The organism is Micropruina glycogenica (assembly GCF_900289045.1).
In the GTDB taxonomy this organism is placed as follows: Bacteria; Actinomycetota; Actinomycetes; order Propionibacteriales; family Propionibacteriaceae; genus Micropruina; species Micropruina glycogenica.
Genome location: NZ_LT985188.1, coordinates 194221 through 220048, shown reverse-complemented (window position 1 = coordinate 220048; position 25828 = coordinate 194221). Strand labels below are relative to the sequence as shown.

The following is a 25828-nucleotide window of genomic DNA, read 5'->3' as shown; positions in this document are numbered from 1 at the left end:
GCCGGGCAGGCAGACAAGACGTTGACGGGGCCTCTAGACCAGGCTCCTATGAAGTCATGACTGCTCGGTCGGTGCACCTTCGAACGCCCCGTCCCGGAGTGGACAGATCAGGGTAAGGCACCCGCAGAGCGGACCAGTCAGAGGCAGAGTCACACCCCGGACGGAGCCCTACCATCATCAACGTCAGTGGTGCTGAGTAGCGTCATTCACACGCTCCTCACGGTCTCAGGAGAAACCCGTGACTGATCCGCAACGCATTCTGCTGGTGGGCGACCTGCACATGAACAGCCAGGCCGCTCTGGAAGTGATCGACCACGCCCAAGCCGTCAACGCCGACCTGATCCTTCAAGTCGGCGACTTCGGCTACTGGCCGCGCGCCGAGCACGGCGCCGGTGTCGAGTTCCTCACCCTCGTCGATGACGCGCTAGCGTCAGCCGGCCTTGAACTGTGGTTCGTGCCCGGCAACCACGAGGACTGGCCAGAGCTCGCAAGACTGCCGATCGGCCACGAAGGCCGCCGAGCCATCGGCGCGCGCATCTTCGAACTGCCGGTCGGGTACCGCTGGACGTGGGGTTCCACTCGGTGGCTGGCCGTCGGCGGCGCTCCGTCAGTCGACAAGCACTTACGCACAGAAGGGGTCGACTGGTTCCCAGAAGAGGAGGTGACCGAACGGCAAGCCGCCGCGCTCATCGACGCCGGTCGCGCAGACGTGGTGGTAGCGCACGACGCACCGATGGGAACTCCGTTCCTGCGCGAGCGCCTGCAGCAGGACGCTCCTCCCCCGCTCCGCCGCAACTGGTGGCCCCTCGAAGCGGTCGTCCGTGCGGATGCACACCAGGAACGCACGCGGCGGATTCTTGACGGCGTGCACGCGTCCCGTTGGTTCCACGGGCACCACCACGTCCGGTACTCGTCGACCATCGAGGCCGCTCACGGAACGGTCCGTGTCGAAGGCTTGGCGTTGGACGGCACGCCTCCAAGCGAGCTCACCCTGCTCGTCGACGCACAGGGGGAGGAGCTCCCGCTGCCATGACGCGGTCATGGAGCAGGTCAGGGACTTGGCAATCCTCTCGCCAAGGCAGCACCCAGAAGCGCCACCGCAGTCCGGGCTGCAAGGGTCGCCTCGGCTTCGCTCACTGGACGGGCGTCGTACCGCTGACGGTTGCGGGATCGCCGCAACTGGTCGAAGCGTCGTGCGTCCTGGTCGCCGGGTGGCTTGTCGATGACGGCGCAAAGGAACAGGCCGATGGTTTCGTGTTGGCCGGGTCCGCTCAGTGTGCGGTACCCGTGCGCGGCAAGTACGGCTTCGCCGACGTCGTGGCAAGCGTCGTAGGCCAGGTTGTATCGGTTCTGCGCCTTGGTGAGGTGAGGCAGGTCCGTGATGACGTCCTGGGCTTGGCGCATGAAGATCGTGGCTTTGGTCAGGTCAACTGGTACTCGTGCGAGCCGTCCGTTGGCCACAAGGGCATCGACGGCCCGTTGCTGAACGGTCGTCAGGCCGGTCACTGCCATGGCGGCTCACCCAACACGTGGACGATGGGATTGGCGCGGACGTGTTCGAGAAAGCCTGACTCGTGGCTCAGCTCTTCTCGCGTGCTGATCGTCGGGTTCACCGGCCTTCCCACCAGATGCTCGACCCGTCGACAGGCGTCGTACACGGCGGCAGCGTCCGGGGTCCCGACCACCATGACGTCGATGTCAGAGGGTGCTCGCCCTTCAACGCCCCTCATGCGGGCTGCGAATGACCCGTACAAGAAGGCAGACTCAACACCTGGCACGTTGCCGAGTTCCTCTGCCAGCAGGGCGACTGGTCCCGTGGCCACCAGAAGGATCTGTCGAAGCGGCTCGGTCAAGGGGCTCTCCGGATTCGCCCGGATCAGTCGAGTGCGCCCCACTTGGCGCTCGGCGAGGATGCCAGCATCAAGAAGCCGGGTGATCTCCCGATGAACGGTCGGGTACGGCATCTGACCCCGGTCGGCCAGATCTGTGACGCTGAGTTCCTCGTCTCCGAGTAGCAGCAGGGACAGGAGGCGCGCCTGCCCGTCCGACCGGAAGACCGGTGCAAGTAGTGGCGCCTGAGTTCTCATATAACGGATAATATTATCCGTTTAACGGACAGTCAAGGATGGTGCACGCCACAGCGCCGAGGTGAACCACTCCAAGCCGTCTGGCCAACCGGCCGTGGCTCTGGGGGATAGTTGGCTCAGGTCGGTAGGCGTTGAGTACCGTCCTGACGTGCAAGCGTTTCACGTCACCCCCAGCCGCAATCGCGAGTCCATCAGGCCTGCAGGCCTGGACTGGGAGCGCATGTGGCGACCAGCCCTGGCATCACAGGGAGCCTCAGTCCGGAGGTGGCCGGCGCCTTCTTGCGCCAAGACCAGTTCGAGGTTGATCGGTTCGTCCGGATGAACAACAGGCGGTTCCGTCGACGTGCGGTTGGTGGACGACGTTGAAGCCGAATCTCCCATCGACAATGGCAGCAGATGCCACTACGTGAGCAAACCAATCCCACCCGACCGGCTTACCCTGCTTCATCGGGAGCTCGACTCAAACACCGGCCGCTCCTAGACACAGCTGATCACTTCCTCTCGGGACGATGAGTAGCAGATCTGTGCGGTGCGCACTTCATTGGCCTTGGGCTATTCGCCCCCATCCGACCGCCCCTTTGGAACGCGTGCGCTGGGGCTGCAGGAGCGCCACACTAGGCGTCATGGACCCGTGGTCGATACTCGCGACGCTGCTCGTCAGCGCGGTCACCGCATGGGTTACCAGTCGCCTCACGCGCAAGCAGCAGGAGGCGGAGTGGAAGGCACGCACCGCCGAGGCGCGAGCAGCGGAGGTTCGCGCCCGCGCAGACACGGCGGCTGAACAGATTCTCCACCTTATTCGCGAGATCGATCAGCTGCTCAACCGTTTCATCCCCCGGAGTCCGTCTGACATCGTGGCACAGAGCGACCGCGCTGAGCTGCGGCGGCTTGTGCGCGAGATCGACACCGCGCTCATCTACATGCCGAGCCCAGTCCGCGAGCATGTTGAGCCGATACCAAGGCTCGTAGCGTCGAGTGGTGAGCGCATCTGCGGGATGGGATACCTGGACGAGCCAGCTCAGCTGATGACTCGCATCGTGTGTCGCGCCGCGCGGGAGGCGATCGGCCAGTACATCCGCGGTGAGCCTGTTGGCGCCCTGTCCAATGAAATCCACGGCTACCTTCAGGTGCTGGCCGATGTTGAGCGCCACGACGAAGACGAGATTGAGCGGCAGACGGCCGAGCCCCAGAGCCACCTGGAGAGTCGACTTGGTGCGGGCACCTCCGATTCCACGCTAACGCGCGAAGCCACGACCCAGACCGAACCGGCGTCCTGACTTGCGTCTAGATGCCGCGCAGGTCTCAACGTCGCGCTTGGCCGGGATGGATTTGGCCGGTTGTCAGTGGCGGCCTAGATGATTGAGATACCGTGCTGCAAGAGGAGGGCGAGCGGTGGACAAAATCGTGCAACTCAAGTGCGTCGACCGGAGCAAGGTCGCTCGCGCGATTGATGAGCAGGCAAAGAAGTTCCTCAACCTTTCTGGTGTCGAGTTCCTGGCTCGGCTTCAACGTGGCGAGTACGAAGGCGTGGACAACCCCGCGGTTTCGCGGCTATCGCACGCAGCGCAGCTGCTGAACTGAGATACAAGAGGAGGGTGAATGGCGGGGCGGAAGCCCACCCCGGCGGTGAGTGCCTTCCTGCAGCCGATCAGGCGCGCCCTCAGGTGTCTTACCGAGACCCCACTGAGCGTTTCAGCCATGCACCACTACGAGCTGGACAAGCCGTACTCGTGGAGCCTGAACGACGCGATGGGGGTGAGCCTCCGGGGCCTGGAGAGGCGCGATGGCATGCTCTACGGGTACATGGCCTGGAAGCTGATCAAAGACCCTGGACCGCTCGGCCCGTTCCGGGTGACGACGCTCGGCTACGACTACTCCATGACCCTAGGTAACCGAGAACTCTGGGCCATGCACTGGCATCCGGAGGGAAGGTCGAACTTCCGCGAACCCCACCTACACCTGAAGCCCATGGCGAATGCCGAGGGACGGCCCGAGCACCTTCCTACCCCGCGGATGATGTTCGAGACTGCCGTCCGCTGGGCGATCGAGTTCGGGGCTGAGCCCATCATGCCGACCTGGGACGACATCCTCTCTGACACGGAACAGGGACATGTGCGGCACCGCACATGGTCACAGCGGATTCGAGACCTCATTCCGAGCTGAGCCGGGCCGCTGCCAAATCAGCGTGAGGTTCTTATGATGCGCCCATCGGCTAGATCCGGTCGCTTCGTTTCTTCACCCACGCAAGGCGGCGGCACCATCCGTGGCGTTAACCCCTCAGGTGCCGTCGACGAGGCGGGACAAGCGCTCCGCAATGTGGCGGTCCCGATCCTTGGCCGCATGCTGATAGAGCTGCGCAGCGACCGACGTGGAATGACCCAATCTGGCCTGCAGTTCGGCGGTCGTCGCACCCACCTGAGCAGCAAGGGTGGCTCCTGTGTGGCGAAGGTCGTGCCACTTGAGATCCTCGCGACCGGCGGCGGTGCGCGCCTTGCTGAAGTAGTTGTTCATCCCTGAGTGCCAGATGTGGCCACGACCCTCACTCGGGAAGAGCAGCGCATCCGGAGTCGGACGGACGTACTCCTTCAGGTGTTCTTCGACCACCGGCCAGATGTGTGGCGGGATCGATACGTCACGGACGCCGGCGTCCGACTTCGGTGGCCCGACCACCGGGCCGCCCGGTGGGAAGGTGACCGCTCGACGCACCCGGATCAGCTGACGCTTGACGTCGATGTCCTTGCGCCGCAGCTCAGCCAACTCGCCGTAGCGAAGCGCGCACCATGCGGAGATGATCACCGAGGCCCTCAACCTGGGCGGCATCGCGTCCGCCATGAGCTCGATCTCTGCCGGTGTCGCCGGCTCGACCTTTCGTTTGATGGCTTGCGCGCCAGCGCCTCGGATGTGGACGGGGGACGCCGCGATCAGCTCGTCGTCCACGGCCGTGTTCATGATGGCTCGCAACAGTCCGTACGCCTTCGCCCGAGTTCGCGGTGCCGCTGTACCGACCTTGGTGTGCCAGGTGCGCACGTCCGCGCGAGTGATTTGGTCGATCGGTCGATCACCGAACGTCGGCACCAGGTACTTGGCGAGCACCAGCTCATAGTCCTTGCGGGTCAGCGCGCGCAGCGGCTCTCCCTTGGAGTTGCGCCTCTCGACGATCCACTTCGCGCCGTATTCGCCGAACCTCACCTTCGGTTCGGCCTTGCGTCGCGACGCCGCCAGTCGCTCCTCAGGAGACACCCAGCGCAGCTCGTCGGCGACCGCGTCCTCGATCATGCGCTGCTCGTTGCGCAGCCAGACCACGGCCAGGTCCCGCTTCTCGAACGTCGACGGCGCCTTGTGCCTACCCAGGTCAGGACCGATGTAGGTAGCCTGATACCGACCCGATGGCAGCCTTCGGATCGTCCCGAAGTCTCGTCGCTCTGCCACGGTAACCCCCCAGAAGCCCGATTTCGTGCACTCTACGTGCACTAAGGCAGTGTATCTCTGCCCATTTATGCCCACCAGTGCGTCTGAACGATTGTAGTGTTTGGCCTAGTCACTAGCCTGAAACTGCTGGTGGGCCCACTGGGAATCGAACCCAGAACCCGCGGATTAAAAGTCCGCTGCTCTGCCAATTGAGCTATAGGCCCTCGTACTGCCGGGAACACTCTACCGGGGCGACGCGCTTCCCATCACCGCGGCGCCCGACCATGCCTACGGATCTCAACTAGTGCCCCACCTCGTGCCTGAAGTGGCCGAGCATCGTTCGGTGGGGCTCGTCCAGCCGAATGCGCATGCTTTCGCGGTAGTCATCGAGCGATTCGGCGAGGTTGATGGTGATCACGCCGTTGGCGTGCCCGATGATCACCGAGCCCTGCCCGGGCGACTTCGACGACAGCAGGTCGAAGGCCAGCCCGCCCGCACCCACCCAGTACGGCGACCACCGGCAGGCCGAGTGCGGCGAGGTCGTGCAGCAACCGCCGCTTCGACTGTCCGGTGGCGGCCAGCTTGGCCCGGGCGACCAGGTCGTCGGGTGCGGGACTGCGCCGCGTCAGCCGGCACGAGTAGCAGGACGTCGCGGTCGACTCGGCCCGAACGGCCCAGTTGCACTGCCACTCGCGCTGATCGCACGGACGGTGGCTGGTCGCGTCCAGCGGCAGCGGCCGAAACCCGTCCGGGTCCAACATGACGGCGCTGCCGCAGTCGGCGCAGTCGAGGGATTCGAGCCAGAGGGCGCCCGCGCAGTGCGGGCGTTGCAGGGTAGGCAACCGCACAGGCTAGTGGCGAAGTCGGCCCGAGCAGCGACGACCCGGGCACAGGTCGGTTGCGGGCACACTGGGGGCATGGACTGGTGGGGAATCGTCGTCATCGTCGTGGTGGGAGCCGGCGTCGTCATCTACGGCTACTTCGACGACAAACGCAAGACCCGCGAGCGTGACGCCGCCATGCAGGCACCACCGCAGCGCGACATTCCCCGCTTTCACCCCACCAACCCGGCCCCCGAGTACCTGAGCGAACTGAAGGCGCGCAGCCGTCCCGACAAGCTGCCCAGCACCGACCTGGACGACGCCACCCGCACCGACCTGAAAGCGGCCCTGGCGGCGGCTGCCGGCGTGCCGGCGGGACTGGCTTCCAAGAGCTTCGCCACGGATTCGCCGACCGGTTGGGCCGTGGCCGGTGATGCGTTCGTGGTCGTGCTGACCGACCGCGTCGACACCGTGCGCGAGCTGCTGCCCCTGCTCGAGAAGGGGCACAAGGCAGACCGTCCGCTGGTGCTGGTCGCGCCCGCTTTCGGAAACGACGTGCTCGACACCCTGGCCGCCAACACAGTGCAGGGCAAGGTGCAATGCGTGCCCGTGGTGGCGAATGCCGAGCAGTCAGCCCGGATCGCCGCCCTCACCTTCGCCAAGCCCCTGTCACACACCGACCTGCAGGCCGGCTGGGCACCCGACGAGGCCCTGGGCAGCACCGGCACCTGGGTCAGCGACCGCAAGACCAGTTGGATCATCGCGAACTGATCCCGGTGGCTGAGGTGGCGCCACTTTCTGGTGGTTATGCGGGCCGCTGCTCGAGGCTCAACGCCGGTTCGCCACTTTGTGGTTGAAATAAATACCCACCGGGGGTATCTATTCCAACCATAAAGTGGCGCACCCCTGATGGTTGGCTAGTCAGCACGCGCATAACCACCAGAAAGTGGCGGACCCGGAATATCTCAAGTAACGCTCAAGGTCTCTTCAGGAACCGACACGACGCCCTTCCTGGCGCGGTGCGGGGCGCCCATGACCTCTCAGGCGTAGCCCAACTCGTCGAGCCGATCGTCGTCGATGCCGAAGTAGTGCGCCACCTCGTGCCACACCGTGATGCGCACCTCGTCGACCACCTGCGCCTCGCTGTCACACAGGTCGAGAATCGCGTCGCGGTAGATCACGATGCGATCGGGCAGCACGCCCGAGTACCACGAATCACGCTCTGACAAGGGAACACCGTCGTAGAAGCCGAGCAGGTCACCGTCGGGTTCGGGGGCTCGCGACTCGATCACCACCACGCAGTTCTGCACCAGTTCAGCCAGGTCAGAGGGAATCTGAGCAACGGCGCGATCGACCAGCTGTTCGAACAGTTCGTCACCCATCGCCACCGCCATGAAGCCACTCTAGACAGAGCCTCCGAGGAATTAATGACATAACTGTAGTTTCTCGCGCTTTCACGGCGTGTCGACTTGCCCTGCCGCCAAACCTGTTGTTGGCGCCGTCCACCCGTGCGTAGAGTCCTGCGCAATCTGAGGCTGCTGTGACAGTTGGGACGACGCGACCAGCAGCCGACCGTCGACGACGAAGGGGTGGACGACAGGCATGCACCAGCGCACGAACGCCGCCACCCGCGCGGTTGTCGCGGTCGCAACCAGCGTCGCCCTCAGCTTCGGGCTCGGCGGCGTGGTGTTCGCCGGCCACGCGGACGCCGCGACACCCTACGTCGCCATCGGCGCGGTCAACGTCAGGTCGGGCCCGGCCACGACGTACCCGGTACTCGGCACACTCGCCCAAGGGGCGTCGATCACCGGGGCGCCCATCGCCAGCGGCTGGGTTCAGGTGACGTTCAAGGGCGCCACCGGCTACGTGTCGGGCACCTACCTGAAGGCCACTCCGACCACCACGACGCCGACCCCCAGCCCCACGACGCCGACCCCCAGCCCCACGACAACCGGCGCCGCAGCCACCAAGGTGACCACGTCAGACCTGAACCTGCGCTCGGCCCCCAGCCTCGACGCCTCGATCGTGAAGGTGGTCGCCAAGGGCACCACCGTTGCGACCACGGGCCTGGTCAGCGGCTCTTTCGCACAGGTGACCATCGACGGCGCCACCAACTGGCTCTCGACCAAGTACCTGGCCGACCCACCGTCCATCACCTCGCCCACGGTTGCCTACAAGGCCACCACCACCGCGGCACTGGCGATGCGCCAGACCCCCGACATCGACGCGACCTCGGCAGGCACGCTGCCCTCCGGCTCGACCGTCTCACTGACCGGCACCCATTCGGTCAGCTACAGCCAGATCGTGCACGACGGCACCACCGTGTGGGTGCTCAGCGGTTACCTGAAAACCGTGCCCGGCGCGGGCGTGCCAACGTTTCCGAAGTCGGCCGGCAAGCGGTACGTGGCGGTAGACGAAGTGAACGTGCGCGCCACCTCGGCATCGACCGGCACCGTGCTCGGCAGCGTCACGCAGGGCACCGTGCTGCTGGCCACCGGCAAGACCACCAGCACGCGCACGCAGGTGATCTTCAACGGCGGCGTGGCCTGGGCCTACTCGGCGTACCTGTCGAAGACCAAGCCGAGCACGGCGTCCGCGCCGGTCACCGACACCGGCAGCCTGGGCAGCACCAGCCTCGATCGCACCAACGCCTACGCGAAGGCGATCGTGCGTGAGATCAGGGTCAAGTTCCCCCAGATCAAGACCATGTACGGCTGGCGCATGTCGAGTTCGTACTCGTCCGATCACCCCGGCGGACGGGCCATCGACATCATGATTCCCTCGTACAAGACCGCGGCCGGCAAGGCGCTGGGCAGCGCCATCGCCCGCTACCTGCAAGACAACTACAAGCGGCTGCACGTGCACTACCTGATCTGGCGGCAGCGGCAGTGGAACGTCGAGCGCAACACCAACCCCACCACCGGCTGGCGCGCGATGTCAGACCGCGGCGGCGACACCGCCAACCACATGGACCACGTGCACGTGTCGGTGTACTCGCCGTGAAGACTTCCTCAATCCCCCCGAGGAAGAGCCCGCCCGAACTCGCATGAGTCGGGCGGGTTCACGGTTTCGTGGGGCGAGCGCGTCGACAACACGCTTGGCCGAGCTCGTCGAGACCGCTGGTCGAGCTCGTCGAGACCCGAGACCGCACGAGGCCTAGAACAGGCTCCACCAACGGCAGGCAGTCCTTCCCTACCCTTGGTGCGACGCGCGAGCGCGGGCGGCGATGTAGTTCATCAGGTCGCCGGGCGCGACCCGGTAGGTGTGAATGTTGCTGATGATAATCGACTTCTTCTTGCCCGGCTTGGCGTCGGCCTGGACGGCGCCGGCGACGTCGAGCAGCAACGAACGACCGCCCACTCCCCTGCTGAGGCCGGTGATGGAGCGCAACGGGATCGCCTCCTTGCCGATCAGCGCCAGGGTTCGGACGGCCTCTGAGTCGGATGATCAGAATGGGCTTGCCGATGGTGGTCGCGAACCAGGCCAGGGCAGCGGTGACGGCCACGCAGATCAGCACGCCGATCCACGGCCCGGCACCCGAAGCGCGCGGCCCGAGCGCCACGAAGACGAACAGCACCGTCAACCCGAGCATCAGCACGACCGAGAACCAGACCATGATCGCCCAGACCTGGCGCGGACGGGTGCCCACCACGTCAGGCCCGAGGTCGGGCAACTGCTCGATTCCGGCGGGCAACGGAATGCCGGCAGGCACGGGTGCGGTAGTCGCTCACCCAATTCATCATTTCAGGATCTTTGCACGCTGGTTGATGCGAGACCTCGCCCTGCGACAGCGTCCAGTATTTCACTGCTCCCGGGGACGAGCGGTGTACCGACCGCCCGCGAGTGCTCGCGTTTGGGTGCGCCAACCTCCGCCCGGTATGGTTGGGCGGTCAGGTCCCCATCGTCTAGCGGCCTAGGACACCGCCCTTTCAAGGCGGCAGCGCGGGTTCGAATCCCGTTGGGGATGCCAGGGTTTCAACCGCGTCCAGCGATTCTGAACACTTTCCGCATGCCGGTCGCACACTTCGGGCATGACAGATCGAACGTGGGTGATCGTGCTCGCCGCCGACGATGTGCGTGCGGCGGTGGCCGATGGCTTCGTGCGCACCTCCAGCGGCAAACGGGCCGTGCTGGCCCGGATGAATGTGGGCGATCGCCTGGTGCTCTACTCGCCGCGCGAGTCGCACCCCGACGGTCCGGCCCTACGTGCGGTGACGGGCACCGGCGAGGTGACCGGCGACCAGCCCGAAGAAGTGCCCGGCCAGAGCGAGGCACATCGGCGGGCTGCACACCTGACCTCGATCGAGCCGGTGCCGCTGGCCGACATTCGCGAGCACCTGAAGTTGCCGTTGCTCCGGTTCGGCAGCGTGTTGGTCACCGGTGACCAGGCTGACGCGCTGTGGGCGAAGGTGCGCAGACGGCTGCCGCGCAAGCGGCGCGCTCGAGCGCCGGCTGCCTAAGTCGACCTGTGGGGGCGACCCGCCGGAGGCGCTGCAGCCGGCGACGGTCGGGTCTCGCGTGCGTGGCTGCCGGGGCAGCTCGCAGGCCGCCGCCCGGCGGTGAAACAGCCCGTCCACACTCTGCCGAACCGCCCCGGTCACCATCGTCAGCTGCACCAGCAGCGAGCCTGATCGGGCCCGCTCGGGCAGACGGACGGGCGATTTCCACCCCTCTGCAAGGGGCTGTTATAGTTTCGGGGCCGGTCGGAAACGACCGGTGAGGCCTGTCAAGGCCCCGTAGCGCAGTTGGTTAGCGCGCCGCCCTGTCACGGCGGAGGTCGCGGGTTCGAGTCCCGTCGGGGTCGCTGAGCGGCGGTATCGCTCATCGGGCCAGGTAGCTCAGCTGGTAGTAGCGTTCGCCTGAAAAGTGAAAGGTCACCGGTTCGACCCCGGTCCTGGCCACACCCATGACGCCTCGGAGAGATCCGGGGCGTCTGTGCTTTCATGAGAGGTCTCTCACTCCTGACTCAGCGGCGGGCAATGGCCGCTTTGGCACAATGAACCATGGCCCGAGCGAAGCGAGAACCAGCTCCGCCCGGACCATCACTGTGGCGGGTCCGGCTGGCCACCGTGCGCAGCCGGGTGATCCTCGCCGTGATCGGCCTCACCGCACTCGCCCTGACCATCGCCGGGCTCACCGCGTACTCGCTCGAACGCGCACTCACCGAGCAGCGTGTACAGGGTTACCTCGACCGCTCCGTCGAAGAGTTCCGCGTGCTGTCGGCTCAAGGTGTCGACTCCACCGGGCGTCCGTTCCTTGAATCGAGCCTCGACGAGCTGCTGCGCACGGCGATGCAGCGTCATGTGCTGGCCACCAACGAGAGCGCGCTGGGCGTGATCAACGGCAAGGTGGCCTGGACCGCCCCCGAAGGCGTGCCGTTGCGGCCCGAGCTCGACCCCGAGTTCGTCGCCGCCGTGCTACCCCTGAGCGCGCTCGACCAGGTGACCCGCAGCCGGCTGCAGACCGCTCAGCACGACTACTTCTTCGCGGTGATTCCGGTGCGTTCTCCGACCGAGACCGGGGCGCTGGTGCACGTCTTCGACATGCGTGCCGAAGAACTGCTGCTGCAGGGCACCTACGTCACATATGCCCTGGTCGCGACAGGTTCGCTGGTCGTGGTCGGCTTCTTGATCTGGCTTCTGGTCGGAAGGCTGCTGCGCCAGATCAGGCTGCTGCGCACCACCGCCGAAGACATCACCGAGCACGATCTGAGCCGGCGCATTCCGGTGCAGGGCAACGACGACCTGTCCGCACTGGCCGGCACCGTCAACGCCATGCTCGACCGGCTCAAATCGGCCATCGGCAGCCAGCGCCAGCTGCTCGATGACGTGGGTCACGAGCTGCGCACCCCCGTCACGATCGTGCGGGGGCACCTCGAGTTGATGGACGCCGACCTCCCGCACGACGTGCGCGCCACCCGCACCCTGGCCCTCGACGAGATCGACCGCATGGTTCGACTGGTCGACGACCTGCTCACCCTGGCCAAGGCCGAGCGGACCGACTTCGTGCAACCGTCCCCCACCGACGTCGGCCGGCTCACCGACGAGACCCTCGAGAAGGCGCGCGCGCTCGCCCAGCGGCGCTGGACCCTCGATCAGCTGGCCGACGTCGAGGCAGCGCTCGACGCCCAGCGCATCGCACAGGCGTGGCTGCAGCTGGCGTCCAACGCCGTGAAGTACTCGCCCGACGACACGCCGATCGCGCTCGGCAGCGCGGTACGCCTCGGTGAGCTGCGGCTGTGGGTGCGCGACCAGGGCGTCGGCATCGCCCCCGACGAGCGTGAACGGGTGCTGGCCCGGTTCGGACGCGGCTCGACCGCTGCCCTGCGCGCCGACGGCGCCGGGCTCGGCCTGGCCATCGTCGACAAGATCGTGACCGCCCACGGCGGCCGGGTCGACATCGAATCGACTCCGGATCTGGGCAGCACCATCACCCTCGTGCTGCCGCTGCAGGCGGCCGCACCGAACCGACCGAGCCAGGAGGCCATCGCGTGAGCCAGATTCTGATCATCGAGGACGAGCCGCGCATCGCCGCCTTCGTCGCCAAAGGGCTGAAGGCGGCCGGGTACAGCAGCCACATCGAGAGCAGTGGCGCGATCGGTGCCCAGCTCGCGGTGACGGACGACTTCGACCTGGTGATCCTCGACGTCGGCCTGCCCGACATCGACGGCTTCGAGGTGCTCCACCGGCTGCGGGGTCAGGGCGTCACCACGCCGGTGATCATGCTGACCGCGCGATCGTCCGTCACCGACACCGTCGCCGGCCTCGAGTGCGGTGCCGAGACTACATGGCGAAACCGTTCAGCTTCGAGGAGCTGCTGGCCCGGGTTCGGCTGCGGCTGCGCAGCGACTCGAATGCGGGCGCGGCGGCCAGCACGCTGAGCCACGGTGGCCTCAGCCTCGACCTGCGCACGCGGCGCGGGTGGGCGATCGTGAGGTCGACCTGTCGGCCCGCGAGGTCACCTCGGCCGAAGCCTTTCTGACCAACCCCGGCCAGGTGCTGAGCCGCGAGCAGTTGTTGTCGAGCGGTGGGGCTACGACTTCGACCCGGGTTCGAACGTCGTCGACGTCTATGTACGTTATCTGCGCCGCAAGCTCGGCGCCGAACGGTTCGAAACCGTGCGCGGCATGGGCTATCGGCTGGTCTGAAGCCGGTCGCGTTGATATCGCTGGCCGATCACATCACGGCGTGGCTGCGGACGGCGGCGTGGTCGGGCTGTTCACGGTCTGCGGCGAGGGCGCGGTGACCTTCTTGGCGCCGCCCGAATCAGAGTCGGTGGCGGTACCCCCGCTGGCCTGCAGAGACGCCTTCGTGGCCGGCGGTCGCGACAGGGTCGACTCCGCGGGCCCGGCGACCACCACGGCGGGGCCGAGCTGCTCGCTCACGGACGGGGGGCTCGACGCGCAGCCGGCGGTGCCCAGCACGGCAAGACCGAGCACACCGGTGACGATCCAGCGCGGCGCACGATGCGGGGCGTCCATGCTGCGAGTCAACCGGGCGTCCGTGAGGTGGCTCGGAGAACTCGATGAGAGAACTCTCATCAAAGCGCCTGCTGGGCGCGCACCAGCCACGCCCGGGCCAGATCGAGGCGCGCCAGCGCTGTGGCGGTGTCGGCTCCGGCCACCAGGCTGAGAATCACCGCCGCTGTGCGCGCCCGCAAAGATGCCGGATGCACCCTCAGTTCGAAGTCGGCCCGCCACTGCTCGACCACCTCGGCGACTCGGCTGTAGTGCTGCGGCGACAGATGCGGCAACACCGCCACGTGGCCCAGCAGGCAGGCCAGGTCGTCGTCGCGCCGTCCGGGCCCGACGGAATCGACGTCGATCACAGAAGTCGCCCGACCGTCGACGGTGAAGATGTTGGCCTCGTAGAAGTCGCCGTGCGTGGGCACCACCGGGCCCACCGGGGCCGCGATCAGCAACCGTTTGAGTTCCTCTCGCACGGCCACGATCTCGTCGCGCAGCTCGGGCAGCGCGGCAATCGCACCGTCGGCGTGAAAGTCGATGCGGTCGCTCCACGAGCCGCGCCGATGCAGCCGGACGGCCTCGGCCGGCAGGGCGTCGAGCAGCGCCACCAGCGACTGCGGCGAGGGCAGCTGGGTGGGGTCGTCCGGCCAGGCCACCAGAGCCTGGGCCAGCGAGCGACCCTCGGCGACCTCGCTGATCACCACCCCGGGCTCGGGCTCGCCGATCACGCCTGGAGCGACGCCGGCTGCGTGCAGCAATCGCTGCCGCTCTGCCAGGCCCGGTGCCTTGTCGGGCCTCAGCACCTTGACGAAGCCTGGACGGCTGCCCCGAGCCGCCAGCACCGCGCGGCGCAGTGGACGGTACGCCAACGTCTCCAACTCGACCGGCGCCCCCAGCCAGCCGCCGACCACCTCGGCGTTGCAGGCCGACACCAGCCCCGGCAAACGTGGATCGGCGGGGTGCCGCCAGGCCCGCAGCACCAAGTCGTTGTGCACCAGCGTCGCGACGCCTTCGGTGACAGCTGCGGACGTCAGGCCCAGCCACTCCTCGGTGCGCGCCTGAGCGGACGGCAGGTCGTACCAGATTCGGTAGACGGCGCTGACGTCGGCGCCCGGGCGGTGATGCACCTTGTCGAGCTCGAAGCGAAACCCCGGCAACCGCGCGGACGGGTCACCCGTCAGGGCCAGTTGAAGCACGTCGCCCACCTCGGCAGAGGTGATGAGGGCGAGCGCCCGGTCGAGGGTCATGCATGCTCCTTCGATCGGCCTGGATACCCCCAAGCATGCCGGATGCCCGCACAGGGCGGGCATCCGGTGGGTGTTGAGATCAGCCCGCGCTGGGGGCGGACGGTGCCGAGTTGGGCGAGTTGGGGGTGTTCGGGGTGTTCGGCGAGTTCGGGGTATTGGGCGAGTTCGGGGTGTTCGCCGTGGGCGGGGTCACGGCAGACACCGGGGTGTTCGCGGTCGGCGCCGTGTTGGCCGTCGGAGCGGTGTTCGCGGTCAGTGCGGTGTTGGCCTGGGGAGCGGACTGGTCCGAGCCGGTCAGGCTGGGCGCACCGGCGACGGCCACGGCGGCCAACCCGGACAACTCAGGGTGCTGGGCGAAGGCGTGCGCGGCGCCCGACAGTGCGGTCAGGCCGAGAGCGCCGGTGACTACCCAGGCGGCGGTGCTGGTGTGAAGCTTCATGATTGTTCCTCTCGATCGGATTGCTTGCTTGATCTCAACCAAACCAAGCCGTCGTGAGCCCCTGCGGAGAGCACCATGAGAGACCTCTCACCCCTCGACGATTCTGAAATCCCGGCTCCAGTGCGGGCGTAACCCCGCGACGCGCCGAGCCCTGTCACGGTCAACCAGGCGATGTCAGAATGGGCCGCTCATGATCGGGTCGGAGCCGCGGCTCGTGCACGCCTTAGGCTCGGGCTCGTGGCCTACACCAAGACCCGAGCCGACGCGCCCGAGGGCTTCTTCGCCGCCGAGGCGGCCGGTCTGCGGTGGCTGGCCGTGCCCGGTGGGGTGCCCGTGGTGGGCGTGCACGACGTGAGTCGCACCCGGTTGGTGATCGACCGGGTCGAGACGGGCCCGGCCAAGGCGCAGGCCGCCGAGCAGTTCGGACGACAGCTCGTCCGCACCCACGACGCCGGCGCTTCGTGGTTCGGCGTCGGCCCCGACGGCGGCCCCGGCCTCGGCTGGATCGGTGACGCTCCCCTGCCGCTGCGCGCCACACCCGCCGCTGGTTGGGGCGTCTGGTACGCCGAGGACCGCCTGCTGCACCACGCCCTCCGGGCAGGTCTGCACGACCCGGCATTGACCCGGGTGGTCGACCGGCTGGCGGCGGGCGAGTTCGACGACGACGCTCCCCCGGCACGGCTGCACGGTGACCTGTGGTCGGGCAACGTGCTGTGGTCGCCGAGCGGAGTGGTGCTGATCGATCCGGCAGCGCACGGCGGCCACCGGCTCACCGACCTGGCGATGCTGGCCCTGTTCGGCACGCCGCACCTGGCCCGCATTCACGCAGCGTACGACGAGGCGTCCACCTGGCTGCCGGGCGGCTGGCGCGAGCTGATCGGCCTGCACCAGCTGCACCCGCTACTGGTACACGCGGACCTGTTCGGCGGCGGCTACGGGGCGCGGGCGATCGAGGTGGCCCGCCGTTACGCGTGACCGGCGGACAGAGATCCCGGCGTACGCCGGGATGACAGACCTTGGGTTGGCTGCTGCGAAACCCCTAGTCGCAGCGGGTCTCGACGAGCTCGACCAGCGCGAGCGGTCTTGACCCATCATCCGAAGCGGCGGATGTCGCTTTCGTCGTCGGCGTAACGGTTCGCCAACTCTGCGTAGGGATCGTCCTCGTCGTCTTCTTCGTCGGCCTCTTCGACTAGCTCGTCGGGCTCAACGTATGAGTCACCACGAAGTTCACGTTCGAGCGACGTGAAGTCTGTGTCGAAGGACCGGTATTTCAGATCGCGAGCAACTCGTGTTTGCTTCGCCTTGGCACGGCCGCGCCCCATATGGGTCAGCCCCCTCGCAGGTCACAGCGGCGTTGCCGCATCAATGGTCAGAAATGTGTCGTGTGCACAGGGTACCCAAAGAGGTCAACCCAGCAAAGCACGCCTCACCCAGCGGTATGCGTGCCGCGCAGCACCACCGAGGCACCCTCGCCGGACGCCTCTCGCGCCTCGCCGAGCACCCACGAGTCGATGCCCCGAGCAGTCAGCACGGCCGTCGCGGCGTCCACCGATTCGGCCGGCAGCACCACCGCCATGCCGACGCCCATGTTGAGCGTGGCCTCGATGTCGGGCTGCGAGATGCCGCCGACGGCCTGCACGGTGCGAAAGATCGGCGCCGGGGTCCAACTGGCCCGATCGAGCGTCACGGCGATGCCCTCGGGCAGCACCCGCACCAGATTGTTGACCAGTCCGCCGCCGGTGATGTGGCTGATCGCGTGCACTTCACAGGCCTCGATCAGGGCGAGGATGTCTTTGGCGTACACCCGGGTCGGCGTCAGCAACTCTTCGCCCAACGTCTTGCCGAAGTCGTCCACGTGCCGCTCCAACGCCCAGCCGGCATCGGTGAGCAGCACCTTGCGCACCAGCGAGTACCCATTCGAATGCAACCCGGACGACGCCAACCCCAGCACCACGTCGCCGCCCCGAACGCGCTGCGGGCCCAGAATGCGGCTCTTCTCGACCACGCCGGTGGTGGCGCCGGCCACGTCGTACTCGTCGGGGTGCAGCAGGCCCGGGTGCTCGGCGGTCTCGCCACCCAGCAGCGCCGCGCCGGCGGCCGCACACGCCTCAGCAATGCCTTTGACGATGGCCGCGATGCGTTCGGGTACCACGCGTCCGCAGGCGATGTAGTCGGTGACGAACAGCGGCTCGGCGCCGGTGACCACCAGGTCGTCGACCAGCATGCCGATGAGGTCCCAGCCGATGGTGTCGTGCACGTCCAGCGCCTGAGCGATCGCGACCTTGGTGCCCACCCCGTCGGTGGATGTGGCCAGCACCGGGTGCTCGTAGCGGGCCAGTGCCGAGGCGTCGAAGAAGCCCGCGAAGCCGCCCAGGCCGCCCAAGACCTCCGGACGGCGGGTGGCCGCCACGTGCGCCTTCATCAAATCGACGGCCCGGTCACCGGCCTCGATGTCGACTCCGGCGGCGGCGTAGGCGCTGGTCATGCGTTGGCTCCCTGCTCGACGGCGGCCTGTTCGAGGCGCATCTTCTCGGCCCGTCCGGCCGGCACCTCGACCGGGTACACCCCGTCGAAGCAGGCCATGCACAGGCTGCGTTTGGGCAGCCCGGTCGAGGCCACCAGGCCCTCCAGGCTGATGTAGCCGAGCGAGTCGGCGCCGATCGAGCGGCAGATCTCGTCGGTCGACAATCCGGGCGCGATCAGTTCGGCACGGGTGGCGAAGTCGATGCCGTAGAAGCACGGCCACTGCACCGGTGGGGAACTGATGCGCACGTGCACCTCGGCGGCACCGGCCTCGCGCAGCATCTTGACCAGCGCCCGCTGGGTGTTGCCGCGCACGATGGAGTCGTCGACCACGACCAGCTTCTTACCCTCGATCACGTCGCGAATCGGGTTCAGTTTGAGCCTGATGCCCAGCTGGCGAATCGTGTTCGACGGCTGAATGAACGTGCGTCCCACGTAGGCGTTACGGGTCAGCCCCAGCCCGTACGGAATGCCGGACGCGTCCGCGTACCCGATGGCCGCGGGAATGCCCGACTCGGGGGTCGGAATCACCAGGTCGGCGTCGGCTGGAGCTTCCAAGGCAAGGGTGCGGCCGATCTCGACCCGCACCGAGTGCACCCGGCGGTTGCTGATCTGGGTGTCGGGACGAGCCAGATAGACGTACTCGAACAGGCAGCCCTTCGGGTCGGCCGCGGCGAACCGCTGCGACCGCAGCCCGCCCTCGTCGATGGTGATCAACTCGCCGGGTTCGATCTCGCGAATGAAGGTGGCGCCCACAATGTCGAGGCCCGCGGTCTCTGAGGCCACCACCCAGCCGTTGGCCAGCCGTCCAAGCACCAACGGACGAATGCCCTGCGGATCGCGCGCGGCGTAGAGCGAGTGCTCGTCCATGAACACGAAGCAGAACGCACCGCGCAGCCGGGGCAGCACCTCGAGCGCGGCACCCTCGACGCCCAGGTGTGAGTAGGTGGCCATGATGGCGGTGACCAGCGCGGTGTCGCTGGTGGAGTCCATGCGATCTTTGTGCGGCACCTCCTGGCTGGCGTCGCGCTCTTTGAGCCAGCGTTCCAGCTCGTCGGTGTTGGTCAGGTTGCCGTTGTGCGCCAACGCGAGACCGCCCGAGGTGGTGGCCCGAAACGTGGGTTGCGCGTTGCTCCAGACGCTGGCGCCGGTGGTCGAATACCGGCACTGGCCGATCGCCAGGTGCCCGTTGAGCGAGTTCAGGGTGGGTTCGTCGAAGACCTGGCTGACCAGCCCCATGTCTTTGAACACCATGATGCGTTCGCCGTTGCTGACCGAGATGCCCGCCGACTCCTGCCCGCGGTGCTGCAGGGCGAACAGGCCGAAGTAGTTGAGTTTTGCGACTTCTTCGCCGGGCGCCCACACGCCGAACACGCCACAGGCGTCTTGCGGGCCTTTGTCTTGAGGGTCGAGATCGTGAGATAGGCGACCGTCCGGACGAAGCACGCGCTCACTCTACCCCGACGCCACGCCGCCCCGGACCGTCCGAACCACCAGCGGACGATCCGGGGCGCGCGAGCCCAATGCGCTACTTCTTCACGATCTTGATCGAGAACGGGTAGGTGTAGGGGCGGTTCTGGTTCTCGGCCATGGCGCCCATGATCGAGAAGATCAGGCTGGCCAGACCCACCAGTGGCAGCAGCACCACCCCGATGACGGCGCCCATCAAGATGTAGCTGATGATGAAACCGATGGCGACGGTGATCTGAAAGTTGAGCGCCTCGACGGCCGCCGCCCGCACCCGGGGGCTCTTGTTGCCCTGGGTCATCATCACGATCAGCGGGCCGAGCCAGCCCAGCACGCCCGCGGTGACGATCGCGGCCACCGGGCCCGACCAGTGCGCGGCCATCGCCCAGGTCTTCTCTTCGGTCGGGCTGATGCTCGAATAGGGCTGCATGCCCGAGCTGGGCTGTCCGTAGGGGTTCTGGCCGTAGGGGCTCTGCTGTCCGTAGGGGCTCTGCTGTCCGTAGGGGGTTTGCTGACCGTAGGGCGTCTGACCGTACGGGTTCTGGCCGTACGCGCTCGTCGGATCGGCGTAGGGCGGCTGAGCCTGCCCGGGGTCGGGCTGCCCGTAGGCCGACTGCGGGCCGGTGGGGCCGTACGACCCGGACGACGCCGACGGGGCACTCGACCCGGGCTGTCCGTAGCTGGGGGCCGACGGCGCCGACGGGGCGCTGCCGTAGGGGGTCTGCTGCCCGTAGCCGGTCTGGCCGTAGGGGCTCTGCGGAGCGTCGCCGTAGGGGCTCGAGGGAGCACCGGACGGCTCACCGTAAGGGGTCTGCTGCCCGTAGCCGGTCTGGCCGTAGGGGCTCTGAGGCTCACCGTAGGGGCTCGACGGGGCACCGGACGGCTGACCGTAGGGGGTCTGCTGGCCGTACGGGCTCGGCGAGTTCTGGCCCGAAGAAGCCGGGGCGCCATAGGGGGCTGCGGAACCGTACGGAGCGGACGGTGCCGACGGAGCGCTGCCGGCGGGCTGGCCGTAGCCACCCTGGGCGGCTTGGCCGTAGCCGGGCGGTTGCGTGGGCTGACCGTAGGCGCCGGGTCGTCCGTACGCAGTGGTGGGCTGACCGTAGGGGCTCTGCTGTCCGTACGAGCTGTCTTGGCCGTAGCCACCCGCCCCGTAGACCGCGGGCTGCCCATACGCGCCGGGTTGGCCGTAGGGCCCGGGCTGATCGACGGGCAGGTCGAAGGCGCCGGGGGCGGCGGCCGGTGCGGTGGGCGGCAGGTCGAGCGGCGAACCCAGCGGGGCGGCCGGCGGCCGCTGTGCGGCCGGACGATCGGCGGCGGCAGCACCGAAGTCGGTGCCGACCGGTGCCGGCGGCGCGTCCTGCCCGAGGTCGAAGGCGGCGGGCGCGGCAGCGGGCGCGGCTTCGTCGTGAGCGGGAGCGGTCTCGCCGTCGGGCTCACCGGCCTGAGGTTCGACAGGTTCGGCGGAGGCCTCTTCCTGGCGATCTGGGCGTTCGGCCATGCCCTCGGCGGTCGCCTCCGCCTTTTCGTAGCGGTCGTAATCGTCGTCGGGGCTGACGTGATAATCGCGCGAACCGGCATCCTCAACCGGCGCCGCCTCGGCAGGGTTCGACTCGTCGGCTTTGTCGACCGGCTCCGAAGACTCGTCGTCAACCAGCACGGCATCGTGAACGTCGGCGTCGTCGTCGGCTTGAGCGGGCTGCTCGGGTTCTGCCACGATCTCGGCCTGCTCGTCCACCACGCTGTCGGCGACAGCTTCTGAGTCGTGCGTGTCGGGGGCATCGGTCTCGACCTGCGGCTCGTCAACGGCATCGGCGGGTGCCTCGAACTGCGACTCGGGAGCGGCGTCCGCTTGGGGCTCGTTGCCGAACGACGACCCGGACTGCGCCTCAGGCTCACCGGCCACGGCTTGGGGGTCGTTCACGGAGTCGGGCTCGACGGTGTCTGCGCTCTCGCTCGGCGGCACATCGTCAGCCTCGGCTGCAGGGGGCTCGGTCGTCTCTTGGGCGGTGACTGCTTCCGGGCCGGACTGCTGCGAGTCGGGGTCGCTGACCGGCGGCGCGTCGTCCAGGGGTTGGGTTTGCGACACCTGCGACTCGTCCGGCTGCTCGAAGCTGGGCTGCTCACTCTCGACGGGACGTTCCCACGGGTTCTGCGTCATTGCCTTCTCACTGTCTTCAGGGGCATGGCCGGGGTGGCCGGTCTCGCTCCATTCTTGCGCACGGGTGCCCAGCAGACAGCAGGGTCTACCCCGATGACACCCCCTGAAGGTGTCGGGTGTCGGGAGTCTCGAACGCTCGACCGGCGGTGTGAGGTCTCGACAAGCTCGACCGGCGGTACGGGTTCTCGAATGGCTCGACCGGCGTCAGGCGATGACCACGTCGGCCGACCCGGCGCGATAGACCCAGACCATCAGCTCGGCCGGCTCGCCCGTGACCACCACGGGAGCAGGGCCGTCTACGACCACCGCCGAACGTCCGTCTGAGTGCCGCAGCACCAGCCCGTCACGGTCACGCCGATGCAAAATCCTTGCCGCCACCTGCACCCGCAGCCAGAGCGCCTCGCTCAGGGCGGCGTCCGGCTCGGCGGCGGGCAAGTGATTGGCGCGGCGGACGTCCTCGGTGTGCACGAACCACTCGCCGAGGTGGTGACCCCAGCCCTGCCAGGGGTCGAGCCCGAACGGCGGAATCACCGGCGAGCCCGTGCGCAGCCGGTCGATCAGCCCCGTGTACCCGAGCCACGCCTGCAGCCGTGCCGCCCGGCGTGCGGTGACCGGCTCGAACCACGGCAGGGCGATGCCTGGCCAGCTCAGCGCATCACGGCACAGGGCGTCCAGATGGGCGGCCAGGTCGAAGGCCGTCCAGCCTGCACAGAGGGTCGGGGCGTCCGGCGGCACGGACGCCAGCACCGCGCAGCACCGGTCGCGCTGCCGGTTCAGCAGCGCTCGACCGGCATGATCGCGGCGCACGGGGCCCCCCTCACGACGAACAGAGTCAGTGCGCCATTGCCTCGCGCAGCGGGGCCGTCCAGCGGGTGCGCAGCTCGTCGAGGTCGAGGGTGAACCGACCGACCACCTCGAGTTCGGGCAGTTCGGTCACCTCGCCCAACCGCTCGGCGGTGATGCCGTGCTGCTCACAAAGGGCCAGGAACGGCGCGGCCGTCGAGGCGGGCAGCGAGACCAGCACCCGTCCGGGCGTCTCGGCGAACAGCGCAACCGTCGGGTCGCCCTCGGGCAACCGCAGCGCCACCCCCAGGCCGCGGCGCAGGCACGATTCGACCAGCGCCTGCGACAGCCCGCCGTCGGCCAGGTCGTGCGCCGAGCTGAGCAGGTGCGCTTTCGCGGCGCTCACCAGTACCGACGCCAGCCGCTTCTCGTGATCGAAGTCGGGCAGCGGCGGCATGCCGCCGAGGTGACCGTTGTGCACGACATCGGCCCAGGTGGTGCCCGACAGGTCTTCGCGGGTCTCACCCAGCAGGAAGACCGCGTCACCCGAGTGCGTGAAACCCATGCCAATGCGGTCGGCGACGTCGTCGATCACGCCCAGCACGCCCACCACCGGGGTGGGAATGATGTTGGTGCCGTCGGTCTGGTTGTAGAAGCTGACGTTGCCGCCGGTGACCGGGGTGCCCAGGGCGCGGCAGCCGTCCACCAAGGCGATCACGGCCTCGGAGAACTGCCACATCACGCTCGGGTCTTCGGGGCTGCCGAAGTTGAGGCAGTCGGTGATCGCGACCGGTTCGGCGCCGGTGACGGCCACGTTGCGGTACGCCTCGCACAGCGCCAACTGGGCGCCCAGGTAGGGGTTGAGGTAGGCGAAGCGTCCGTTGCAGTCGGTGGCGAGGGCGATGCCGAGCCCGGTCTCTTCGTCGATGCGCAGCATGCCGCCGTCTTCGGGCTGGGCGAGCACCGAGTTGCCGCGCACGTAGCGGTCGTACTGGTCGGTGATCCACGACTTGTCGCACAGGTTGGGCGAGCCGGCCAGTGCGAGCACCTGGGCGGCGAGCTCGTCGTCGGAGGTAGCTCGCGGCAGGTTGTTCGCGGTGTCGGCGTTGAGGCCGTCGATCCAGTCCGGACGGGCGTAGGGCCGCTGGTAGACCGGGCCCTCGTGGGCGACCGTGGCCGGGTCGACGTCGACGACCACCTCGCCGTTCCATTCGATGATCAACCGGTCGCCGTCGGTGACCTCGCCGACGACGGTGGCCAGCACGTCCCACTTGGCGCAGATCTCGAGAAAGCGGTCGACGTTGTGCGGCTCGACCACGCACATCATGCGCTCCTGCGACTCGCTCATCAGAATCTCTTCGGGGGCCAGCGTGTGGTCGCGCAGCGGCACCGTGTTGAGGTTGACGTGCATGCCGCCGTCGCCGGCGCTGGCCAGCTCGGACGTCGCGCAGCTCAGGCCGGCCGCACCCAGGTCTTGAATGCCCGAGATGAGGTTCTCGGCGAACAGTTCCAGCGTGCATTCGATGAGCAGCTTCTCCATGAACGGGTCGCCGACCTGAACGCTGGGTCGCTTCGCCGGGCCATCGGCGTCGAACGTCTCAGACGCCAGAATGGACGCCCCGCCGATGCCGTCACCGCCGGTGGCCGCGCCGTACAGGATCACCTTGTTGCCGGTGCCGCGGGCGAAGGCCAGGTGCAGGTCGTCGTGCTTGAGCACCCCGACGCACAGGGCGTTGACCAGGGGGTTTCCGTAGTAGGTGGGGTCGAACACCACCTCGCCGCCGATGTTGGGCAGGCCCAGGCAGTTGCCGTAGCCACCCACGCCGGCCACGATTCCGGGCAGCACCCGGGCGGTGTCGGGCGCGGTCAGCGGGCCGAAGCGCAGCGGATCCATCACGCCGATCGGGCGCGCGCCCATCGCCAGAATGTCGCGCACGATGCCCCCCACGCCGGTGGCCGCCCCCTGGTAGGGCTCGACGTACGAGGGGTGGTTGTGCGACTCGATCTTGAACGTGACCGCCCAGTCGCCGCCGATGTCGACCACGCCGGCCTGCTCGCCGATGCCGGCCAGCAGCTTGCCGCGCGGGGTGTCGCGGCCGAGTTCGCCGAACTTCTTCAGGTGCACCTTGGACGACTTGTAGGAGCAGTGCTCCGACCACATCACCGAATACATTGCCAGCTCACACGAGGTGGGCCGGCGGCCGAGGATCTCGCGGATCTTCTGGTACTCGTTCTCGCGCAGGCCCAGGGCGCCCCAGGGCTGCTCGACGTCGGGGGTTTCGGCGGCATGTGCAACGGTGTCGACCACGCTGACAAGGTACCGCCTCGGCGCATGGGGGCAGCGCTCGTCCCGGCGGCGGAGAGGGCCGGCGCGTGCGGTCGACGATGTGATTGGGGCGGTGCGTCAGCAGCTCGGCGGTGTGCCGATAGGTTGGTCAGTGGCCGCGAACCAACACGTCGTGGGCGGCCCGGCACTAGACTTTTTCTCGAAGGCGGTGGTCCCCCATGCCAGATTCGGCAGCCGGTGTGCTGGCCCTCGATTGTGGCCAGAGCAGCATCACGTGGAGCCTGATCGACGCCGATGGTGAACAGGTCGGCAGCCGCAAGGGCGTCGACACCAGTCGGGCGATCGAACCTCAACTGGTCGACGCCGTCCGCAGTGTCATGGCGACCACGGGTGCCAGTCCGGTGACGGTGGCGTGCGGGTCGAGCGGGCTGGATCGTCCGAACGCACAGGCGGTGCTGGACGGCCTGCGTGACACCTCGGTGCGCGAGGTCGCGTTGGCTCACGACTCGGTCATTTGCTATTTGGGTGCGCTCGGTGAGGCGCCGGGGGTGATGATCGCGTCGGGCACAGGGGTGGTCACGCTGGCCGTCGGCCTGCGCGAGGTCGCCCGGGTGGACGGCTGGGGCTGGATCATGGGCGACGCGGGGTCGGCGTATTGGATCGGCCAGAACGCCCTCGAAGCAGCCATGCGGGGCTACGACGGACGCCGCACGGCCACGGTGCTGACCGACGTGGTGGCGGCCGACTTTCCCGACCTCGAACTCGCCTACCTCGAACTGCAGGGCGACCCCGACCGGGTGGCCCGGGTGGCGTCGTACGCGGCGAAGGTTGACCAGGTGGCAGGCAGCGATCCGGTGGCGCGCGACATTCTTGATCGGGCCGCGGCGCACCTGGCCGAGGCGGTCGGTGCGGCGGCGCGCCGGGTGGGTCTGGGCCGCGACCGTCCACCGCTGGTGTGTGCGCTGGGTCAGACGTTCAGGTCGACCCGGGTGCTCGAGAAGTTCGTTCAGTACCTGACCATGGACTGGCCGTCGTTCGCCATTCACGAACCGCAGGGTGACGCGCTCGCAGGGGCGAAGCTGCTGCCCACGGTGACCGACAGCCCGCTGGCCGCGAGGGTCGTCCGGGCGTCGGTGTGAC

General features: G+C 67.9%; 26 protein-coding genes, 4 tRNA genes and 2 pseudogenes. 15 read left to right on the top strand and 17 right to left on the bottom strand.

The genetic code is table 11. The annotated features are described in order from the left end of the window. The first annotated feature begins 265 nt into the window (after positions 1 to 265). Positions 266 to 1033, top strand: coding sequence for a metallophosphoesterase family protein (locus MPLG2_RS01020; RefSeq protein ID WP_197710026.1), 768 nt, complete (start codon positions 266 to 268; stop codon positions 1031 to 1033). A 17-nt stretch (positions 1034 to 1050) separates the two neighbouring features. Here the strand turns inward: MPLG2_RS01020 and MPLG2_RS01015 are convergent, their stop codons facing one another. After that, positions 1051 to 1512 (bottom strand): hypothetical protein, encoded by a 462-nt coding sequence (locus MPLG2_RS01015; RefSeq protein ID WP_105184538.1) that lies wholly within the window; start codon positions 1510 to 1512, stop codon positions 1051 to 1053. Beyond that, on the bottom strand, positions 1503 to 2087 hold the full coding sequence (locus MPLG2_RS01010; RefSeq protein ID WP_105184537.1) for a MarR family transcriptional regulator: 585 nt from the start codon (positions 2085 to 2087) through the stop codon (positions 1503 to 1505). The genes MPLG2_RS01015 and MPLG2_RS01010 overlap by 10 nt, the downstream gene beginning before the upstream one ends. 623 nt (positions 2088 to 2710) lie before the next feature. On the opposite strand from MPLG2_RS01010, the gene MPLG2_RS01005 reads away from it, so the two are divergent. The 3 genes from MPLG2_RS01005 (at position 2711) to MPLG2_RS00995 (ending at position 4250) form a co-directional block, all read left to right on the top strand. Beyond that, positions 2711 to 3364, top strand: a complete 654-nt coding sequence (locus MPLG2_RS01005) for a hypothetical protein (RefSeq protein ID WP_105184536.1) — start codon at positions 2711 to 2713, stop codon at positions 3362 to 3364. 115 nt (positions 3365 to 3479) lie between these two features. After that, a complete protein-coding gene (locus MPLG2_RS01000; RefSeq protein WP_105184535.1) occupies positions 3480 to 3668 on the top strand; it encodes a hypothetical protein in 189 nt (62 codons plus the stop codon). A gap of 18 nt (positions 3669 to 3686) precedes the next feature. Then, positions 3687 to 4250, top strand: a complete 564-nt coding sequence (locus MPLG2_RS00995) for a hypothetical protein (RefSeq protein ID WP_158680761.1) — start codon at positions 3687 to 3689, stop codon at positions 4248 to 4250. A gap of 114 nt (positions 4251 to 4364) precedes the next feature. Here MPLG2_RS00995 and MPLG2_RS00990 read toward each other — a convergent pair whose 3' ends face one another. From MPLG2_RS00990 to MPLG2_RS19775, 4 genes and pseudogenes are all read right to left on the bottom strand, one after another. Beyond that, positions 4365 to 5591, bottom strand: coding sequence for a tyrosine-type recombinase/integrase (locus MPLG2_RS00990; protein ID WP_197710025.1), 1227 nt, complete (start codon positions 5589 to 5591; stop codon positions 4365 to 4367). A gap of 52 nt (positions 5592 to 5643) precedes the next feature. Then, a tRNA-Lys gene (locus MPLG2_RS00985) sits at positions 5644 to 5719 on the bottom strand. A 77-nt stretch (positions 5720 to 5796) separates the two neighbouring features. Next, a complete protein-coding gene (locus tag MPLG2_RS19180; protein WP_231935739.1) occupies positions 5797 to 5997 on the bottom strand; it encodes a putative zinc-binding metallopeptidase in 201 nt (66 codons plus the stop codon). Positions 5998 to 6115: 118 nt separating this feature from the next. Then, positions 6116 to 6343, bottom strand: a pseudogene (locus MPLG2_RS19775) (zinc-ribbon domain-containing protein); the annotation flags it as partial. 69 nt (positions 6344 to 6412) lie between these two features. Between MPLG2_RS19775 and MPLG2_RS00975 the strand changes: the two are divergent. Next, positions 6413 to 7087, top strand: a complete 675-nt coding sequence (locus MPLG2_RS00975) for a hypothetical protein (protein WP_105184532.1) — start codon at positions 6413 to 6415, stop codon at positions 7085 to 7087. Between the two features lie 269 nt (positions 7088 to 7356). Here the strand turns inward: MPLG2_RS00975 and MPLG2_RS00970 are convergent, their stop codons facing one another. After that, positions 7357 to 7710 carry a metallopeptidase family protein gene (locus tag MPLG2_RS00970; RefSeq protein ID WP_105184531.1) on the bottom strand — a complete coding sequence of 118 codons (354 nt, stop codon included), beginning with the start codon at positions 7708 to 7710 and terminating at the stop codon, positions 7357 to 7359. 208 nt (positions 7711 to 7918) lie between these two features. On the opposite strand from MPLG2_RS00970, the gene MPLG2_RS00965 reads away from it, so the two are divergent. Continuing rightward, a complete protein-coding gene (locus MPLG2_RS00965) occupies positions 7919 to 9319 on the top strand; it encodes an SH3 domain-containing protein (protein WP_105184530.1) in 1401 nt (466 codons plus the stop codon). Positions 9320 to 9508: 189 nt separating this feature from the next. Here the strand turns inward: MPLG2_RS00965 and MPLG2_RS18175 are convergent, their stop codons facing one another. Continuing rightward, positions 9509 to 9706 carry a hypothetical protein gene (locus MPLG2_RS18175; RefSeq protein ID WP_158680758.1) on the bottom strand — a complete coding sequence of 66 codons (198 nt, stop codon included), beginning with the start codon at positions 9704 to 9706 and terminating at the stop codon, positions 9509 to 9511. A gap of 504 nt (positions 9707 to 10210) precedes the next feature. On the opposite strand from MPLG2_RS18175, the gene MPLG2_RS00960 reads away from it, so the two are divergent. From MPLG2_RS00960 to MPLG2_RS19725, 7 genes and pseudogenes are all read left to right on the top strand, one after another. Next, a tRNA-Glu gene (locus MPLG2_RS00960) sits at positions 10211 to 10286 on the top strand. Between the two features lie 61 nt (positions 10287 to 10347). Then, a complete protein-coding gene (locus tag MPLG2_RS00955) occupies positions 10348 to 10776 on the top strand; it encodes an EVE domain-containing protein (protein ID WP_105184529.1) in 429 nt (142 codons plus the stop codon). Positions 10777 to 11046: 270 nt separating this feature from the next. Then, positions 11047 to 11120: transfer RNA gene (locus MPLG2_RS00950), tRNA-Asp, on the top strand. Between the two features lie 23 nt (positions 11121 to 11143). Next, positions 11144 to 11217 (top strand) — tRNA-Phe (locus MPLG2_RS00945). A 102-nt stretch (positions 11218 to 11319) separates the two neighbouring features. Next, positions 11320 to 12810 (top strand): sensor histidine kinase, encoded by a 1491-nt coding sequence (locus tag MPLG2_RS00940; RefSeq protein WP_105184528.1) that lies wholly within the window; start codon positions 11320 to 11322, stop codon positions 12808 to 12810. Beyond that, a complete protein-coding gene (locus MPLG2_RS19730; protein ID WP_331826931.1) occupies positions 12807 to 13196 on the top strand; it encodes a response regulator in 390 nt (129 codons plus the stop codon). The genes MPLG2_RS00940 and MPLG2_RS19730 overlap by 4 nt, the downstream gene beginning before the upstream one ends. 153 nt (positions 13197 to 13349) lie before the next feature. Further along, a pseudogene (locus MPLG2_RS19725) lies at positions 13350 to 13463 on the top strand (winged helix-turn-helix domain-containing protein); the annotation flags it as partial. Positions 13464 to 13496: 33 nt separating this feature from the next. On the opposite strand, the gene MPLG2_RS00925 reads toward MPLG2_RS19725, so the two are convergent. From MPLG2_RS00925 to MPLG2_RS00915, 3 genes are all read right to left on the bottom strand, one after another. After that, positions 13497 to 13796: a hypothetical protein gene (locus MPLG2_RS00925; protein WP_105184526.1), complete on the bottom strand. Its 300-nt coding sequence runs from the start codon at positions 13794 to 13796 to the stop codon at positions 13497 to 13499. 59 nt (positions 13797 to 13855) lie between these two features. Further along, on the bottom strand, positions 13856 to 15028 hold the full coding sequence (locus MPLG2_RS00920; protein ID WP_105184525.1) for a protein kinase family protein: 1173 nt from the start codon (positions 15026 to 15028) through the stop codon (positions 13856 to 13858). 79 nt (positions 15029 to 15107) lie between these two features. Beyond that, on the bottom strand, positions 15108 to 15467 hold the full coding sequence (locus MPLG2_RS00915) for a RodZ family helix-turn-helix domain-containing protein (RefSeq protein WP_105184524.1): 360 nt from the start codon (positions 15465 to 15467) through the stop codon (positions 15108 to 15110). A gap of 237 nt (positions 15468 to 15704) precedes the next feature. Here MPLG2_RS00915 and MPLG2_RS00910 point away from each other — a divergent pair, with 237 nt between their 5' ends. Continuing rightward, a complete protein-coding gene (locus MPLG2_RS00910) occupies positions 15705 to 16442 on the top strand; it encodes a fructosamine kinase family protein (protein WP_231935738.1) in 738 nt (245 codons plus the stop codon). Between the two features lie 116 nt (positions 16443 to 16558). Here MPLG2_RS00910 and MPLG2_RS00905 read toward each other — a convergent pair whose 3' ends face one another. The 6 genes from MPLG2_RS00905 to purL form a co-directional block, all read right to left on the bottom strand. After that, positions 16559 to 16789, bottom strand: coding sequence for a DUF3073 domain-containing protein (locus MPLG2_RS00905; RefSeq protein ID WP_105184522.1), 231 nt, complete (start codon positions 16787 to 16789; stop codon positions 16559 to 16561). A gap of 104 nt (positions 16790 to 16893) precedes the next feature. Continuing rightward, the gene (purM, locus tag MPLG2_RS00900) at positions 16894 to 17952 is read right to left on the bottom strand and encodes a phosphoribosylformylglycinamidine cyclo-ligase (protein WP_105184521.1); all 1059 of its coding nucleotides are present in this window, start codon (positions 17950 to 17952) and stop codon (positions 16894 to 16896) included. Further along, the gene (gene purF, locus MPLG2_RS00895; protein ID WP_105184520.1) at positions 17949 to 19436 is read right to left on the bottom strand and encodes an amidophosphoribosyltransferase; all 1488 of its coding nucleotides are present in this window, start codon (positions 19434 to 19436) and stop codon (positions 17949 to 17951) included. Before purF ends, purM begins: the two co-directional genes overlap by 4 nt. 82 nt (positions 19437 to 19518) lie before the next feature. Then, positions 19519 to 21618 carry a DUF4870 domain-containing protein gene (locus tag MPLG2_RS00890; RefSeq protein WP_105184519.1) on the bottom strand — a complete coding sequence of 700 codons (2100 nt, stop codon included), beginning with the start codon at positions 21616 to 21618 and terminating at the stop codon, positions 19519 to 19521. A 204-nt stretch (positions 21619 to 21822) separates the two neighbouring features. Continuing rightward, entirely contained in the window at positions 21823 to 22425 is a 603-nt protein-coding gene (locus tag MPLG2_RS00885) for a maleylpyruvate isomerase family mycothiol-dependent enzyme (protein ID WP_105184518.1), read from the bottom strand. A 25-nt stretch (positions 22426 to 22450) separates the two neighbouring features. Next, entirely contained in the window at positions 22451 to 24709 is a 2259-nt protein-coding gene (gene purL, locus MPLG2_RS00880) for a phosphoribosylformylglycinamidine synthase subunit PurL (protein WP_105184517.1), read from the bottom strand. Between the two features lie 197 nt (positions 24710 to 24906). Here purL and MPLG2_RS00875 point away from each other — a divergent pair, with 197 nt between their 5' ends. Next, positions 24907 to 25827: an N-acetylglucosamine kinase gene (locus MPLG2_RS00875; RefSeq protein ID WP_105184516.1), complete on the top strand. Its 921-nt coding sequence runs from the start codon at positions 24907 to 24909 to the stop codon at positions 25825 to 25827. Position 25828 lies beyond the last annotated feature (1 nt).

Coding starts and splice junctions, on each gene's coding strand:
- MPLG2_RS00890 (WP_105184519.1), bottom strand. CDS start 21,618: ATGACGCAGAACCCGTGGGAACGTCCCGTCGAGAGTGAGCAGCCCAGC.
- MPLG2_RS00975 (WP_105184532.1), top strand. CDS start 6,413: ATGGACTGGTGGGGAATCGTCGTCATCGTCGTGGTGGGAGCCGGCGTC.
- MPLG2_RS00875 (WP_105184516.1), top strand. CDS start 24,907: ATGCCAGATTCGGCAGCCGGTGTGCTGGCCCTCGATTGTGGCCAGAGC.
- MPLG2_RS00940 (WP_105184528.1), top strand. CDS start 11,320: ATGGCCCGAGCGAAGCGAGAACCAGCTCCGCCCGGACCATCACTGTGG.
- purM (WP_105184521.1), bottom strand. CDS start 17,952: ATGACCAGCGCCTACGCCGCCGCCGGAGTCGACATCGAGGCCGGTGAC.
- MPLG2_RS00925 (WP_105184526.1), bottom strand. CDS start 13,796: ATGGACGCCCCGCATCGTGCGCCGCGCTGGATCGTCACCGGTGTGCTC.
- MPLG2_RS00995 (WP_158680761.1), top strand. CDS start 3,687: ATGGCGGGGCGGAAGCCCACCCCGGCGGTGAGTGCCTTCCTGCAGCCG.
- MPLG2_RS01015 (WP_105184538.1), bottom strand. CDS start 1,512: ATGGCAGTGACCGGCCTGACGACCGTTCAGCAACGGGCCGTCGATGCC.
- MPLG2_RS00970 (WP_105184531.1), bottom strand. CDS start 7,710: ATGGCGGTGGCGATGGGTGACGAACTGTTCGAACAGCTGGTCGATCGC.
- MPLG2_RS00965 (WP_105184530.1), top strand. CDS start 7,919: ATGCACCAGCGCACGAACGCCGCCACCCGCGCGGTTGTCGCGGTCGCA.
- MPLG2_RS00905 (WP_105184522.1), bottom strand. CDS start 16,789: ATGGGGCGCGGCCGTGCCAAGGCGAAGCAAACACGAGTTGCTCGCGAT.
- MPLG2_RS00920 (WP_105184525.1), bottom strand. CDS start 15,028: ATGACCCTCGACCGGGCGCTCGCCCTCATCACCTCTGCCGAGGTGGGC.
- MPLG2_RS00915 (WP_105184524.1), bottom strand. CDS start 15,467: ATGAAGCTTCACACCAGCACCGCCGCCTGGGTAGTCACCGGCGCTCTC.
- MPLG2_RS01010 (WP_105184537.1), bottom strand. CDS start 2,087: ATGAGAACTCAGGCGCCACTACTTGCACCGGTCTTCCGGTCGGACGGG.
- MPLG2_RS01005 (WP_105184536.1), top strand. CDS start 2,711: ATGGACCCGTGGTCGATACTCGCGACGCTGCTCGTCAGCGCGGTCACC.
- MPLG2_RS00955 (WP_105184529.1), top strand. CDS start 10,348: ATGACAGATCGAACGTGGGTGATCGTGCTCGCCGCCGACGATGTGCGT.